The organism is Pseudomonas sp. P39-UII1, assembly GCF_039672635.1.
In the GTDB taxonomy this organism is placed as follows: domain Bacteria; phylum Pseudomonadota; class Gammaproteobacteria; order Pseudomonadales; family Pseudomonadaceae; genus Aquipseudomonas.
The window spans coordinates 142,181-157,114 of the sequence record NZ_JBDFPP010000011.1 but is presented as its reverse complement, the minus strand read 5'-3'; the positions used below and the strand labels follow the sequence as shown (position 1 = coordinate 157,114).

13 protein-coding genes and 1 pseudogene are annotated in these 14,934 nt (G+C 62.1%); 7 read left to right on the top strand and 7 right to left on the bottom strand.

Annotation, left to right across the window (positions count from 1 at the left end; translation table 11 throughout):
- Nucleotides 1-71: 71 nt before the first annotated feature.
- Nucleotides 72-449 (bottom strand): histone-like nucleoid-structuring protein MvaT, encoded by a 378-nt coding sequence (gene mvaT, locus ABEH27_RS16035; protein WP_346614540.1) that lies wholly within the window; start codon nt 447-449, stop codon nt 72-74.
- A 296-nt stretch (nt 450-745) separates the two neighbouring features.
- On the opposite strand from mvaT, the gene purU reads away from it, so the two are divergent.
- Nucleotides 746-1,597, top strand: coding sequence for a formyltetrahydrofolate deformylase (gene purU, locus ABEH27_RS16030; RefSeq protein ID WP_346614539.1), 852 nt, complete (start codon nt 746-748; stop codon nt 1,595-1,597).
- A gap of 50 nt (nt 1,598-1,647) precedes the next feature.
- Nucleotides 1,648-1,881 (top strand): hypothetical protein, encoded by a 234-nt coding sequence (locus ABEH27_RS16025; protein WP_346614538.1) that lies wholly within the window; start codon nt 1,648-1,650, stop codon nt 1,879-1,881.
- On the opposite strand, the gene ABEH27_RS16020 is transcribed toward ABEH27_RS16025, so the two are convergent.
- From ABEH27_RS16020 to ABEH27_RS16005, 4 genes are all read right to left on the bottom strand, one after another.
- Complete coding sequence (locus ABEH27_RS16020; RefSeq protein ID WP_346614537.1) at nt 1,787-2,779, bottom strand: lysylphosphatidylglycerol synthase transmembrane domain-containing protein; 993 nt, start codon at nt 2,777-2,779, stop codon at nt 1,787-1,789. The genes ABEH27_RS16025 and ABEH27_RS16020 overlap by 95 nt on opposite strands.
- Nucleotides 2,776-3,540 carry a DUF2334 domain-containing protein gene (locus ABEH27_RS16015; RefSeq protein WP_346614536.1) on the bottom strand — a complete coding sequence of 255 codons (765 nt, stop codon included), beginning with the start codon at nt 3,538-3,540 and terminating at the stop codon, nt 2,776-2,778. Before ABEH27_RS16015 ends, ABEH27_RS16020 begins: the two co-directional genes overlap by 4 nt.
- Entirely contained in the window at nt 3,533-4,654 is a 1,122-nt protein-coding gene (locus tag ABEH27_RS16010; RefSeq protein ID WP_346614535.1) for a glycosyltransferase family 1 protein, read from the bottom strand. Before ABEH27_RS16010 ends, ABEH27_RS16015 begins: the two co-directional genes overlap by 8 nt.
- A gap of 135 nt (nt 4,655-4,789) precedes the next feature.
- Nucleotides 4,790-6,664 (bottom strand): methyl-accepting chemotaxis protein, encoded by a 1,875-nt coding sequence (locus ABEH27_RS16005; RefSeq protein ID WP_346614534.1) that lies wholly within the window; start codon nt 6,662-6,664, stop codon nt 4,790-4,792.
- Between the two features lie 166 nt (nt 6,665-6,830).
- On the opposite strand from ABEH27_RS16005, the gene ABEH27_RS16000 reads away from it, so the two are divergent.
- Nucleotides 6,831-8,306, top strand: a complete 1,476-nt coding sequence (locus ABEH27_RS16000) for a helicase HerA-like domain-containing protein (RefSeq protein WP_346614533.1) — start codon at nt 6,831-6,833, stop codon at nt 8,304-8,306.
- 96 nt (nt 8,307-8,402) lie between these two features.
- Here the strand turns inward: ABEH27_RS16000 and ABEH27_RS15995 are convergent, their stop codons facing one another.
- Together ABEH27_RS15995 and ABEH27_RS15990 are read right to left on the bottom strand one after the other, a co-directional pair.
- Nucleotides 8,403-9,875, bottom strand: a complete 1,473-nt coding sequence (locus ABEH27_RS15995) for an inorganic phosphate transporter (protein ID WP_346614532.1) — start codon at nt 9,873-9,875, stop codon at nt 8,403-8,405.
- A gap of 317 nt (nt 9,876-10,192) precedes the next feature.
- Nucleotides 10,193-10,393, bottom strand: a complete 201-nt coding sequence (locus ABEH27_RS15990) for a hypothetical protein (protein WP_346614531.1) — start codon at nt 10,391-10,393, stop codon at nt 10,193-10,195.
- A gap of 466 nt (nt 10,394-10,859) precedes the next feature.
- On the opposite strand from ABEH27_RS15990, the gene pcaR reads away from it, so the two are divergent.
- The 4 genes and pseudogenes from pcaR (at nt 10,860) to pcaF (ending at nt 14,887) form a co-directional block, all read left to right on the top strand.
- The gene (pcaR, locus tag ABEH27_RS15985; RefSeq protein WP_346614530.1) at nt 10,860-11,735 is read left to right on the top strand and encodes a pca regulon transcriptional regulator PcaR; all 876 of its coding nucleotides are present in this window, start codon (nt 10,860-10,862) and stop codon (nt 11,733-11,735) included.
- Between the two features lie 310 nt (nt 11,736-12,045).
- Nucleotides 12,046-13,389 carry an MFS transporter gene (locus ABEH27_RS15980; RefSeq protein WP_346614529.1) on the top strand — a complete coding sequence of 448 codons (1,344 nt, stop codon included), beginning with the start codon at nt 12,046-12,048 and terminating at the stop codon, nt 13,387-13,389.
- 176 nt (nt 13,390-13,565) lie between these two features.
- Nucleotides 13,566-13,685 (top strand): annotated as a pseudogene (locus ABEH27_RS15975) (CoA-transferase subunit beta); the annotation flags it as partial.
- Nucleotides 13,682-14,887: a 3-oxoadipyl-CoA thiolase gene (gene pcaF, locus ABEH27_RS15970; RefSeq protein ID WP_346614568.1), complete on the top strand. Its 1,206-nt coding sequence runs from the start codon at nt 13,682-13,684 to the stop codon at nt 14,885-14,887. The pseudogene ABEH27_RS15975 and the gene pcaF, both read left to right, overlap by 4 nt.
- The last annotated feature ends 47 nt before the right edge of the window (nt 14,888-14,934 follow it).

The window sequence follows — 14,934 nt, the reverse complement described above, 5'->3', positions numbered from 1 at the left end:
ATGCGCAAACAAGAACGCCGGCATTGAGCCGGCGTTCTTGTTACAAGCAGTAGCAGCAGGGCTGCGGACAATCAGTCCAGCAGAGTCGCCCAGCTTTCAACCACATCACCACCCCACTTGGCTTTCCATTCTTTCAGGGTTTTGTGGTTGCCGCCTTTGGTTTCGATTACTTCACCGTTGTGCGGGTTCTTGTATTGCTTGACCTTGCGCGCACGCTTGGTGGCGGTGGCCTTGACTGCGCCACGTGGGGCTTTGCTCAGTTTCGACTCTGGGTCGAGCAGGGCAATGACATCACGCAGCGACTTGGAGTATTCGCCCATCAGCGTGCGCAGTTTGCCTTCGAACTCCAGTTCTTTTTTCAGCTTGTCATCCTGCGACAGGTTGGCCAGGCGGGCCTGAAGTTCCTTGATGGCTTCTTCGGTGGCGCGGTACTCGTTGATCAGAGACATGGAGTGTTCCTTGATGCATGTTCAGAGAATGTGTGGGGCAATAATAGACAGGCGAAAGTCTCAAGTAAACATATTAATCAATTGATCAAGTGTTAATACGGCTGTGACAAAATATCTCAAGGTTAAGAAAAATTTACATAAGCCCTGCAGTTCGTCATGTTTTTCATCTGTTGCTAGCGACAGGCTGCCGCAGCCCGTTGGCCAAGGGGGGCGCTACCGGTGGGCGCAATGATTACTGCGTTTTTTCGAGCGGGCCGCTAGAATGAGCGCCTTTGCGAAGTTCTGGAGTCTTATTCATGCGCACCTATCGTCTGGTGATCGCCTGCCCCGACCGTGTTGGTATCGTGGCGAAAGTCAGTAATTTCCTGGCTTTGTACAATGGCTGGATCAACGAAGCCAGCCACCACTCCGATGAGCAGAGTGGTTGGTTCTTCATGCGCCATGAAATTCGTGCCGAATCGCTGCCGTTCGGTATCGAGGCCTTCCGCGAAGCATTCGCGCCGATTGCCGAAGAGTTCTCCATGATCTGGCGAGTGACGGATTCTGCGCAGAAGAAACGTGTTGTGCTGATGGCAAGCCGCGAATCCCACTGCCTGGCCGACTTGCTGCACCGTTGGCACACGGCCGAGCTGGATTGCGAGATTCCTTGCGTGATTTCCAACCACAACGACCTGCGCAGCATGGTGGAGTGGCACGGTATTCCGTTCTTCCACGTACCGGTCGACCCGAAAGACAAGGCACCGGCGTTTGCCGAAGTGTCGCGCCTGGTTCAAGAGCACGCGGCTGACGTCGTGGTGCTGGCGCGCTACATGCAGATCCTGCCGCCGCAGCTGTGCCAGGATTACGCCGAGAAGGTGATCAACATCCACCACAGCTTCCTGCCTTCGTTCGTCGGCGCCAAGCCGTACCATCAGGCCGCCCTGCGGGGTGTGAAGCTGATCGGTGCGACCTGCCACTATGTGACCGAAGAGCTGGACGCCGGCCCGATCATCGAGCAGGACGTGGTGCGTGTTAACCATGCCGACAGCATCGAGGACATGGTGCGCTTTGGCCGTGATGTCGAGAAGATGGTGCTGGCGCGTGGCCTGCGTTACCACCTGGAAGACCGCGTGCTGGTGCATGGTAACAAGACGGTGGTATTCGACTGATACACCCAAGGGGGCTGCCACGCAGCCCCCAATACCGATGGGGAGCAATGATGGCAACTTCCCGCAACAAGCCCGCCGTTTCACTGCCGCCGACCCTCGGCGAGGGCTGCCTCGCGCGTTACGACCCCGAAGCCCTGAGTGAAGAAGACGGCACTGACTTTCCCGATGCCGCCGAACTCTGGCGCCAGCTCAACTCGCCTGACGCCGCCAGCGCTCCAGCAGCGGGCGCGCCAGCAGGCAGACAAACACCGGCCCGCCCGCCAGCAGATAAAAATAGTAAGTAACCGCGCGCCAGATCAGGATCGCTGCGGCAGCTGTCGAGCTGCCCACCAGTGGCGTCAGCAGGCTTGCCGACGTCAGCTCGGCGGCGCCGGCGCCGCCGGGTAGCAGGCTGAACTGCCCAGCGCTGAGCGAGAGCATCTGCACCAGAAAGCTCGGGATCCACGAAAGCTCCACGCCCAGGCCTTGCAGCACCAGGTACAGCACGCTGTAGCGCAGGCTCCAGTGCACACAGGTGAGTGTAAACACCAGCGCGAGGGTGCGTTTGGGCAGTTGCCAGGTCTGCGCCAAGGCATCGATGAAATGCAGCACCTTGCGGGCCCAGCGCCGTTTACGCCGTGGCGCCGTGCCCAAGCGCTGCAGAAGTCGGCCGTTGAAGCGCATGACTGCGCGCCGATAGCGCAGCAGCGCCACTATCGCCGCCAATGCCGAGCACAGCAGCAGGGCACTGCCCAGCAACATGCTCTCCTGGCTGCGGCCCAGGCTGTGGAACAACGCGTAGCCGGCAATTGCCAGCATGGCGCAGAAGAAGAACAGCAGGTCATTGAGCTGGTCCATGGCGAACACCGCACCGCTGCGCGCTGGGCCGATACGGTCGCGGGCCAGCAATGCCATGAGCGTCAGTGGGCCACCGCTGCCCCCCGGGGTGGTGCAGATGGCGAACTCAGTGGCCATCACCACGCCGAGGCTGCGCATGCGCCCCAACGTGGCCCCATGCTGACCCAGCAGCAGGCGCAACCGGATAGCGTTGATGACCCAGCACAGCAGGATCATGCCTAGCAACGTCAGCATCAGGCCGGGGTCGAAGGCCTTGAGCCTGGGTAGCAGCTCATTGCCGCCCAGCACTGCAGGGACCAACACGGCAAACAGCACCGCCACGGCCAGCCAGCCCAGGCGGTTCATGCGCTCACCTGGCGCTCCAGCCAGGCCGATTTGGTCAGCGGCTCACGGCCTTGCAACAGCAGTTTGTCGAGGGTGTGCAACCAGTAGTTGCGCGAAGAGCGGTGGCGCATGTCTACCGGGTGCAGTCCCAGGCGCAGGGTTTCAGCCGCCCCCCAGCGCTTGCACTGCCAGTCGCAGACGACCCTGGACAAGCTTCGGCGCCAGGCGCTGCGCGCGCTCCAGACCAGGCCCGGGGCATCGAAGGCGGTAAAGTCTGGCAAACGGTACAAATGCTGGGGGGTGCTGGTGTAGCGCAGCGGCAGTTGGCGCAAAGCCTGGCGCGTGCCCTGGCTCATTAGCCAAGCGGGGGCGACGAAGCCTGCCACGGGCCAGCCTTGGCGGTCGAACAACGCAAGCCCGGCCTCCAGGCGCTGCATCGCCTGCGCTTGGTCAAGGGCATAGAACTCCCCTTCATGGGTATAGATGCGGCGCATGAAGTAGTCGCCGAGGTTGCGCGGCGTTGGCCCGTCGTCGGCATGGTAGAAGCCATGCAGCGCCAGCTCATCGCCGCGCGCCAGGCGCCGCTCCAGCAGGCGGCAGAAGGCCGGGGAGTGCGCCAGGGGGTTACGGTGATGGAAGTCCGGCACTACCAGCCAGGTCATGGGCACGTCGCCCATTTCGTCCACGGCCTCTATGAAAGGCTGATAGTCCGGCCAGGTTTCGGGGGCGACGTCGTGCAGCACCAGCATCAGGCTGGCCCGTGTGCCGTTGGCCTCAGCCATGGGCGCGCACCAACGGCTGGTGGCCCAGCACTGCCTGGTAGTGCTGCAGCAAACCGTTGACCACGTTATCCCATGAGTAATGCTGCTCGACATGGTTACGCGCCTGCGCCCCAAGCGTGCGTACGCCCGCCTCGAACGCTTCGCGCACCGCAGCCGCCATGGCCAGGCCATCGTTGGCGCGGCAAAGGCGCCCGCACTGCTCGTTGACGATCTCGCCGAACGCCCCGGCGCGCACGGCCACCACGGGCGTGGCGCTGGCCATCGCTTCAAGGATGACCAGGCCGAAGGTTTCCTGGTCGCCGGCATGCACCAGCAGGTCGGCGCTGGCCACCAACCTGGCGACCTCGTGGAGGGGGCAGAAGTGATTGATCACGCTGACGTTGTCTGGAACGTTGGCGGGCATGTTCGAGCCCACCAGCAACAGATGGTAGGGGCGGCCCAGGCGCTGCATGCAGTCGAGCAGCACTGGCAGGTTCTTTTCCCGCGAACCGCGGCCAGCGAAGATCAGCAAGCGGCTGGTATCGGGGATGCCCAGTTCGGCGCGTAGCTGCGGGTCGCGGTGGTTCGGGTTGAAGGTCGCGAGGTCAACGCCCAGGCGCTGCACATGCACATCGCGCACGCCCAGGCGGCGCAGCTTGTCGGCCATCACCTGGCTGGGGGCCAGCACCCGGTCGAAATTGCCGTACAGCTTGCTGACGTAGGCTTCGACGTTGGGCGTGAACCAGTTGCCCATGCGGTTGCTGACCAGCAACGGCAGGTCGGAGTGGTAGAAGCCGATCACTGGTACATCGAGCTGACGCCGCGCCTCCAGGGCTGCCCAGGCGGTCAGGTAAGGGTCGCCAACCTCGATCAGGTCTGGCTTGAGGCCGCGCAGCACATTGCACCAGGGCGCCAGGCGCACCGGGAAGCGGTAGCCTTTGCCAAAGGGCAGGGGAGGTGCGGGGACATGGTGGACACCATCGGCGTGGTGCGCGCTGGCACCGGGAATCAAGAGGCTATGGCGCACCCCCTGAATAGCGCCGAGGCGGTGATGTTTGGCATCAAGATAAGTCCGTACGCCGCCGCTGGCCGGGGCGTAGAACATGGTGATGTCAGCGATGTGCACGATCAGCATCCCTCCGGGATCGTCTTCGGGTCTGTCACCCGGCTGTAAAGAGCCGGCGATGACACGCCTAAAGGTTGACCTCTCTGAAGGATAGTTTGTTCGGTTGGGTTAGCGGCAAGCAGCTTTGCTGCTTGCCGCCTGAGGTCAGATGCGGAAGCTGCCCACCAGGTGCTTCAGGCGCGTGGCCTGCTGCTCCAGGTCCGCACACGCCCGCAGGGTGGCCTGCAGGTTTTCGACGCCTTCCTGGTTGAGCATGTTGATCTCGTTGATGTCCATGTTGATCGAGTCGACCACGGCGGTCTGCTCTTCGGTTGCGGTGGCTACCGACTGGTTCATGCCGTCGATCTCGCCAATGCGCACGGTGACGCTGTCGAGGCGTTCGCCTGCCTGATTGGCGATGGCGACGCTGTCCTGGCTGTGGCGCTGGCTCTGGCCCATGGTGTCGACCGACTCGCGGGCACCGACCTGCAGCTCTTCGATCATGCTCTGCACCTGTTGCGCCGATTCCTGGGTGCGGTGCGCCAGGTTGCGCACTTCGTCCGCCACCACGGCGAAACCACGGCCGGCCTCACCGGCTCGGGCGGCTTCGATCGCGGCGTTGAGCGCCAGCAAATTGGTCTGCTGGGAAATACTGGTGATCACCTCGAGGATCTGGCCGATGTTTACCGTCTTGCTGTTGAGCGTTTCGATGTGCGCGCTGGAGGTGACGATCAGGTCCGACAGGCGATTCATTGCCGCGATGTTGCGCTCCACCACCTGCTGCCCTTCTTCGGCCAGCAGGCGTGCCGAGCTGGCATGCTGCGAGGCCTGTGCGGCATTGCCGGCGATCTCCTGGGCGGCGGCGCCCAACTCGTTGATGGCGGCGGCGACGCTGTTGGTGCGGTTGGACTGCTCGTCGGAGTTGCTCATCGACGAGTTGGAGGCACTGATGACCTGCAAGGCCACTTCATTGACGCGTTCGGTGGCCGAAGACACTTCGCGGATCGAACTGTGGATGCGCTCGACGAAACGGTTGAACGCGGTGCCCAGAATGCCGAACTCGTCGTGGTTGTGAATTTTCAGGCGCTTGGTCAAGTCGCCTTCGCCTTCGGCGATGTCTTCCATGGCGCGGGTCATGGTCAGCAGCGGTTGCATGAGCACGCGGATCAGCAGGCCGAGCAGGCCAATGATGATCACCACCGCCACCACGGTGGCGATCACCGCAGAAGTGCGGAAAGTGCTGAGCATGGAGAAGGCTTTGTCTTTATCCACCGACAGGCCGATGTACCAGTTGGCCGACGGCAGGCCTTTGATCGGGGCGAAGGTCAGCAGGCGGGTTTGCCCATCGGCCTGGACTTCGGTGAGCTGGCTGGACAGTTTCGGCGTGTGCTGCGGGAACAGGTCCGACAGCGACTTCATGACCAGTGCCTGGTCCGGGTGCACCAGGACCTTGCCCTGGTCGTTGACCAGGAAGGCGTAGCCCATGCCGCCGAAATTCAGCGAGTTGATGATCTGTACCAGGCCATCCAGGGCCAGGTCGCCACCGACCACGCCAACGCTGCTGGACACCTTGCTGAGGATGCCGATGACCATCTTGTTGGTGGTCATGTCGATGTAGGGCTCGGTGAGGATGGCGCCCTGGGCGTTCATGCCGTCCTTGTACCAGGGGCGGGTGCGCGGGTCGTAGCCTTCGGGCATGGGCGAGTAGGGGCGCACGCTGAAGCCGCCATCGACCTTGCCCAGGTACACGGTCAGAAAGCTCGAGGTCAGGGCATTCTGGCCCATCAGTGTTTCGGCGTTGGCAGGTTGCTGGGCGATGTTTTGCGCCAGGTTTTCCACCAGCTTGATACGGCCTTCGAACAGGTTGCGAATGTTGGTTGAAGTGGACGCGCCCATTTCAGCCAGATAATTCTCCAGATCTTCGCGGATGGCATTACGCTGGAGATAATCGTTGTAAAGGGTGAACAGGCTGAAGGCGAGTATCACGATCAGTGATGCGGCCAAGAGAATCTTGTGGCTGAAACGAAGGCTTTTATTCATGGCGTAATCGGTTCCGCTAAGGTTTTTATCGGGCGTTCGCACGAGTACCGCTATAAAACAGTGCAACATCCCGAAAGTCCTTCCAGGGGTGTTCTGTCTTTTAAGGCGAATATCATCCAGACGTATCGGCCGACGGGTGGTCAAGCTTGAGCAGGGGATTAAAAAGATGCCGGAATCTTCGACCATAGTTGTAGGCGCTGGCCTGGATGGCCAGCCTGTCAAACAAGCCATGCGCCTGGCCAACCGCCACGGGCTGGTCGCCGGTGCTACCGGCACAGGCAAGACCGTGACCTTGCAGCACTTGGCGGAAGTGTTCAGCGACGCCGGCGTGGCGGTGTTTGCCGCCGATGTCAAAGGCGACCTGTGCGGTGTCGGTGCTGCCGGTGCGCCGCAGGGCAAGGTGGCCGAGCGGATCGCCGGTATGCCATGGCTGGGGTACAAGCCGCAGGCATACCCCTTGAGCCTGTGGGACATCGCCGGGCAAACCGGCCACCCGCTGCGCACCACGCTCAGCGAGATGGGGCCGCTGTTGCTCGGTAACCTGCTGGAGCTGACCGACAGCCAGCAGGCGGCACTTTATGCCGCGTTCAAGGTGGCTGATCGAGAAGGCCTGTTGCTGCTCGACATCAAGGACCTGAAGGCGCTGCTCGCTCACTTGAAAGACCATCCGCAGCTGTTGGGCGAAGACAGCGCGCTGATGACCACGGCCTCGACCCAGGCCTTGTTGCGCCGCCTGGCAACGCTTGAGCAGCAGGGCGCCGAGGCGCTGTTCGGCGAGCCGGCGTTGCAGCTGGAAGATTTGTTGCGGCTGGACGGCGATGGCCGCGGGCGAATCCACCTGCTCGATGCCAGCCGGCTGGTGCATGAAGCGCCGAAGGTCTACGCCACGTTCCTGTTGTGGCTGCTGGCCGAATTGTTCGAACAGCTGCCGGAGCGTGGAGATGCCGACAAACCGGTGCTGGCATTGTTCTTCGACGAGGCGCATCTGTTGTTCAACGGCACCCCCAAGGCACTGCAGGATCGCCTGGAGCAAGTGGTTCGGCTGATTCGCTCCAAGGGTGTCGGGGTGTTCTTTGTCACCCAGTCGCCAAGCGATCTGCCGGACAGCGTACTGGCCCAGTTGGGTTTGCGTATTCAGCATGGCTTGCGCGCGTTCACCGCCAAGGAGCAGAAGGCACTGCGGGCCGTGGCTGACGGTTTCCGCCCGAACCCGGCGTTCGATACGTTGGCAGTGTTGACTGAGCTTGGGATCGGTGAGGCGCTGGTTGGTACGCTCGAAGAAAAGGGCACGCCAGCGATGGTGCAGCGGGTATTGATAGCGCCGCCACAATCGCGGATCGGGCCGTTGAGTGCGGGCGAGCGCAGTGTCTTGATTGCCGGGTCTGCATTGGCGGGGCGCTACGACAAGCCGATTGATCGTGAGTCGGCCTATGAAATGCTGACCCAGCGCAAAGGTGAACCGGTCGAGCCCGTACCAGTGCCGAAGGCGGACGAAGAGAGCCTGGCCGACAAGGCCGGGGATTTTCTGCAGAGTGCGGCAGGGCAGGCGATCAAATCGGCGGTGCGCCAGGCGGCCAATCAGTTCGGGCGGCAGTTGGTGCGCGGGTTGATGGGGTCGTTGCTCGGAGGCAAGAAGCGCTAGCGTGCCTGTAGGAGCGGGCTTGCCCGCGAAGGGGCCATTACTGACACATGAAAAAGGCGCCTGCTGAAGGCGCCTTTTTCATTGCAGCAAAATCACTTAGCCAATCGCTTTCGACGCCAGCCAGAACAGGCCAGCCGCCAGGCCCATCGATGCCGGCAGGGTCAGCACCCAGGCCAACAGGATGGTTTTGACCGTGCCGCCCTGCAGGCCGCTCTTGTTGGCAACCATGGTGCCGGCCACGCCGGACGACAGCACGTGTGTGGTCGAAACCGGCAAGGCGAAGACGTTGGCCAGGCCGATGGCGCAGGCCGCTGTAATCTGCGCCGACATGCCCTGGGCATAGGTCATGCCCTGTTTGCCGATCTTCTCACCCACGGTCAGTACCACGCGCTTCCAGCCGACCATGGTACCCAGGCCCAAGGCCAGGGCTACCGCCACGATTACCCAGAACGGGGCGTACTCGGTGGTGGCAGTGAGGTCCTTGCGCAGCTTGTCGAGGTCGGCTTTTTCACGCGCGTCCAGGCCTGGCAGTTTGCCGACCTTCTTCGCGGTGTCATCCAGGCACAACAGGTAGCGACGCACTTCCACGCGTTTTTCGGCATCCAGTGCGCGGTAATCGGTCACACCCTGCAGCGAGGACTGCAGTGCGGCGATGGTTGGCTCGGTCTGCTGAGGGTTGCAGCTGAACTGCTCTGGCAGGTCGCTGGCCTGTGCCTTGCCGAGCGCCAGGAACTCGCCCAGGGTCGGGGCGTTGCGCTCGTAGAACTGGCTCAGGTGCAGGGTCGCGTCGCGGGTGCGTTCGATCTGGTAGGTGGTGCTGTTCAGGTCGAGCACGAACTTGGCCGGGACGATACCGATCAGCACCAGCATGATCAGGCCGATGCCTTTCTGGCCATCGTTGGAGCCGTGCACGAAGCTCACGCCCATCGCCGAAATGACCAGCACCAGGCGGTTCCAGAAAGGCGGGTGTTTTTTGTCGTCGAGCTTGCGACGCTGCTCTGGCGTCTTGTGCATCTTCGACAGCGGGCGCCACCATTTCAGGCCGATCAATACCAATGCTGCAACAGCGAAGCCAGCCATGGGCGAAACCACCAGCGACATGGCGATGTCGATCGCTTTCTGCCAGTTGACGCCGTCACCCAGTGGGATGTCGTTGATCATGGCATTGGCCAGGCCCACGCCGAGGATCGAGCCGATCAGGGTGTGCGAGCTGGAGGCCGGGATGCCGAAGTACCAGGTGCCCAGGTTCCAGGTGATGGCCGCAGCCAGCAACGAGAAGACCATGGCCAGGCCATGTCCGGTATTCACATTGATGAGCAGTTCGACCGGCAGCAGGTGAACGATGGCATAGGCCACCCCGACACCCCCGAGCAAAACCCCAAGGAAGTTGAACACCCCGGAGAAGAACACGGCCAGGTGTGGCGGCATGGCTTTGGTATAGATGACGGTGGCTACCGCGTTGGCGGTGTCATGAAAGCCATTGATGAACTCGAATGCGAGCACGAAGGTCAAGGCGAGCAGCAGGCTCACCAATACCCATGCATCCAGTCCGCTGAATAAATCGATCATGAAGGTTGTCTGGCGGTCATTTGGGGGGCGGGATTATGCCAGAAAACAATGGCAATCGATGCACCCGCAGCTGACCGATGGCAGCTTTGTGAACTGCATCCAAACGCTATCCCAGACGTAAAAACACAGGAAAGGTTCCGTTAAAAGCTACTAAAAAAGCCAAAATCCGCCAAATGTCTGAAAAACGGTCAGCTTGCCTTGCGTTCAAACGGTCGTATGAAATTTGTGTAATTCCATTTCATCCTCGGCCTTTCGGTCAGGATTTTCCGCGTCGAGGGTGCGCTGCCCGCGACGCGAGTGAGCACTGGGGCGGCTGCTCAGGGTTCGTCGCTGCGCAGCTCCTTTTCCATCTTTTCCAGTTCTTGGTTAAAGGCCTGGTCCTGGACCGTGGCCCTTTTTCGCCAAGGCTTGCGCTCCGGCTCCGGTTGAGCGGCGTAGGTGGTGACTTCACCGCCGTAAACTTCCTTGTAACGTTCAGCCTGGCGCTCGAGTTCCGCGCGCAGTTCATCTTTCGTCACAGTAGTACCTGAATGTAAAAGTGCTGGTGTTGCGTGCAGGTGCAAGTTGCCCATGCACAGGATGTGCTGGTTTTCGGATAGGGGTCAGGCCAGTGTTGCCATGCCGGAGTACCGATCCGGGCCAGCAGAATCGATTATAGCAATCGATAAAACGCCAAACAGTCTTATTTACCCAACCCTGACGTGTAATGTCAAAGTTTGCGACTTTGGTCGGCGGTGTATTCTTTTGAACGGACCTGGCGGCGGAAGTTCGCTGCGGTAAAGAGGCCGGGGCGTACAAATAAAACGGCCTCGCACGAAGGCGAGGCCGTTGCCTGGGGACTTCTACGGTGGGTACCTGACCAGTCTCTCCAAAGAAGCCACAAGTGGCAGGAGAAAGGTATAAGCAAACGTGTCAGCGGTCAATTGCGATTATCGGCCGTTTGTTCGATAATCGCACGAAGCAGGGTTTTTTTTGAGGTGAGCGATGAGTGACGAAATCCCGGGCAGCGAATCTGCCAGCCCAGAGTCGGCACGCCCGACGACACCGGCAATGGCGCCGCCCATCGTGGCTTCACCCGCCAAGCGCATACAGGCCTTTACCGGCGATCCAGACTTCATGACGTCGCTGGCGCGGGGGCTTGCCGTCATCCAGGCATTTCAGGAGCGCAAGCGTCACCTGACCATCGCCCAGATCAGCCACCGCACCGAGATCCCGCGGGCGGCCGTGCGCCGTTGCCTGCATACGCTGATCAAGCTGGGCTACGCCACCACTGACGGGCGCACGTATTCGTTGCTGCCCAAGGTACTGACCCTGGGCCATGCCTACCTTTCGTCGACGCCGCTGGCGGTGTCGGCCCAGCCTTACCTGGACCGTATCAGCGACCAGTTGCACGAGGCCGCCAACATGGCCACCCTCGAAGGCGATGACATCCTTTATATAGCCCGTTCGGCCACTGTCGAACGGCTGATATCGGTAGACCTTTCGGTTGGCGGGCGGTTACCGGCCTACTGCACGTCGATGGGGCGCATCCTGCTGGCGGCGATGGACGACACCAGCCTGCGCGAATACCTCGATCGCGCCGACCTCAAGGCCCGTACAAGCCGTACCCTGCATGATGCCGAGTCGTTGTTCGCGTGCATCCAGCAGGTACGCGCTCAAGGTTGGTGTGTTGTCGATCAGGAGCTCGAGCAGGGGCTGCGTTCCATCGCGGTGCCTATCTATGACGCCTCGGGGCAGGTGCTGGCGGCGCTGAATGTCAGTACCCATGTGGGGCGCGTCAGCCGCAGCGAGCTCGAGCAGCGGTTCCTGCCGATCCTGCTGGCATCCAGCCGTGATCTTTGCCATCAGCTGTTTGGTTGAACAAACGGGCGCTGCCGTGCACCATTGTCGAGCACGGCTACCGTTTCCTGTTCGATAAACGCACAGTGTCGCTCTGGGTGAATTGCGCCCCCTTCATTCGCTGATTAATGTCTCTCGCAACGGTCGGCTTTGCCGACCGCACAAGAACAACATTAGAGGCGCACACCATGACCACTGTCACTTCGCGGCCGCACCCGCACGCAGTACCGTTGTATCCAGGCTGACCCAGGCCACACTTCATCGACGCTGAACCCTGTACTGGTTGCTCTCGTGCAGTGGCCCGACCGTGCCCCATTTCTGGATAACAACAATGAACAAACCACAATCCGTCGGGACCTGCCTCGACGTCCAGTCGTTCATCAATGACCAGCCGCTGTCGCGCTTTCAATGGCGCGTGGTGATCCTCTGCTTCCTGATCGTCTTCCTCGATGGCCTGGACACCGCCGCCATGGGCTTCATCGCCCCGGCCCTGTCGCAGGAGTGGGGGATCGACCGCGCCAGCCTCGGCCCGGTGATGAGTGCCGCCTTGATTGGCATGGTGTTCGGTGCCCTGGGTTCTGGCCCGCTGGCCGACCGATTCGGCCGCAAGGGCGTGCTGGTCGGCGCGGTATTGGTGTTTGGCGGCTTCAGCCTGGCCTCGGCCTATGCAAGCAACGTCGACCAGTTGCTGGTGCTGCGCTTTTTGACGGGCCTGGGGCTGGGCGCAGGGATGCCCAACGCCACCACGCTGCTCTCCGAATACACGCCTGAACGCCTCAAGTCGCTGCTGGTCACCAGCATGTTCTGTGGCTTCAACCTGGGCATGGCCGGTGGTGGGTTCATTTCCGCCAAGATGATCCCGGCCTACGGCTGGCATAGCCTGCTGGTGGTCGGCGGGGTGCTGCCGCTGTTGCTGGCGGTTGTATTGCTGGTCTGGCTGCCAGAGTCGGCGCGCTTTCTGGTGGTGCGCAACCGCGGCACCGACAAGGTACGCAAGACCCTGGCGCCAATTGCCCCGGCCGTGGTGGCGCAGGCGGCCAGTTTCAGTGTGCCGGAGCAGAAAGCGGTCGCTGCGCGCAACGTGTTCGCGGTGATCTTCTCCGGCACCTATGGCCTGGGCACGATGCTGCTGTGGCTGACCTATTTCATGGGCCTGGTAATCGTCTACCTGCTGACCAGCTGGCTGCCGACGCTGATGCGCGACAGCGGTGCGAGCATGGAGCAGGCCGCCTTCATCGGTGCGTTGTTCCAGTTCGGCGGGGTGCTCAGTGCCGTGGCGGTCGGTTGGGCCATGGACCGCTACAACCCGCACAAGGTCATTGGCATCTTTTACCTGTTGGCCGGCGTGTTTGCCTACGCGGTAGGGCAGAGCCTGGGCAACATCACCGTGCTCGCCACCCTGGTGCTGATTGCCGGGATGTGCGTGAACGGTGCGCAATCGGCCATGCCGTCGCTGGCGGCGCGCTTCTATCCAACCCAAGGGCGCGCCACCGGCGTCTCCTGGATGCTCGGCATCGGCCGTTTCGGCGCGATTCTCGGTGCCTGGAGTGGTGCGACGCTGCTGGGCCTGGGCTGGAACTTCGAGCAAGTGCTGACGGCGTTGCTGGTACCGGCAGCCCTGGCGACCGTAGGCGTGATTGTGAAAGGCCTGGTAAGCCACGCGGACGCGACCTGAGCGCGCCTCCAGGGGCTGCGCTGCAGCCCGCTACGGAGATGGATAGCAAGGCAACATACAGTTCGATAATCGCACAAAGAGTCGATTATCGGATTGTAAGCGACCCACCACTCTCCTTAATCTGAGCGCAACGTAGCACCCTGACCAGGAGTCTCCCAATGGCTGCCATTCGGCCTATTCGCTTCGCCGACGATGTACAGACCACCGCCGAGCCGACCGATGTCGAACTTGGCGCCCTGCGTGACCTCGAATCCCGTACCGCCGCAGCCCATGGCCAAGTGGCAGGAGAAGCATAATGCGCGACGTATTCATCTGTGACGCCATCCGCACCCCCATCGGCCGCTTCGGCGGGGCCCTCGCTGGCGTGCGTGCCGACGACCTGGCAGCAGTACCGCTCAAAGCGCTGATCGAGCGCAACCCAGGCGTGCAGTGGGACCAGCTCGACGAAGTGTTCTTCGGCTGCGCCAACCAGGCCGGTGAAGACAACCGCAACGTGGCACGCATGGCCCTGCTGTTGGCCGGCCTGCCCGAGAGCGTTCCGGGTGTGACCCTCAACCGCCTGTGCGCTTCGGGCATGGACGCCATTGGTACGGCATTCCGTGCCATCGCCAGTGGCGAGATGGAGCTGGCCATTGCTGGCGGCGTCGAGTCCATGTCACGTGCCCCGTTCGTCATGGGCAAGGCTGAAAGCGGCTATTCGCGCAACATGAAGCTCGAAGACACGACCATCGGCTGGCGCTTCATCAACCCGCTGATGAAGAGCCAGTACGGCGTGGACTCCATGCCCGAGACCGCCGACAACGTCGCTGACGACTATCAGGTTTCCCGTGCCGACCAGGATGCCTTCGCCGTGCGCAGCCAGCAGAAAGCAGCTGCAGCGCAGGCTGCCGGTTTCTTTGCCGAAGAGATCGTGCCGGTGCGTATCGCCCACAAGAAAGGCGAAACCATTGTCGAGCGCGATGAGCACTTGCGCCCGGAAACCACCCTTGAGGCACTGGCCAGGCTCAAGCCGGTCAATGGCCCGGACAAGACCGTTACTGCGGGCAACGCCTCGGGGGTCAACGACGGTGCTGCGGCGCTGATCCTGGCCTCGGCAGAAGCGGTCAAGCAGCACGGCCTGACCCCGCGTGCCCGCGTGCTGGGCATGGCCAGTGGCGGCGTGGCACCTCGGGTGATGGGCATCGGCCCGGTCCCGGCGGTACGCAAGCTGACCGAGCGCCTGGGCGTGGCGGTGAGCGATTTCGATGTGATCGAGCTTAACGAAGCCTTTGCCAGCCAAGGCCTGGCGGTATTGCGCGAGCTGGGTGTGGCCGATGATGCGCCGCAGGTGAACCCCAACGGCGGCGCGATCGCCCTGGGGCACCCGCTGGGCATGAGCGGTGCGCGCCTGGTGCTGACTGCGCTTCACCAGCTGGAAAAGAGCGGCGGGCGCAAAGGCCTGGCGACCATGTGTGTGGGTGTCGGCCAAGGTTTGGCGCTGGCCATCGAGCGAGTTTGACCAGTAACGGCCTCTTCGCGGGACAAGCCCGCCCCACAGGGGACCAC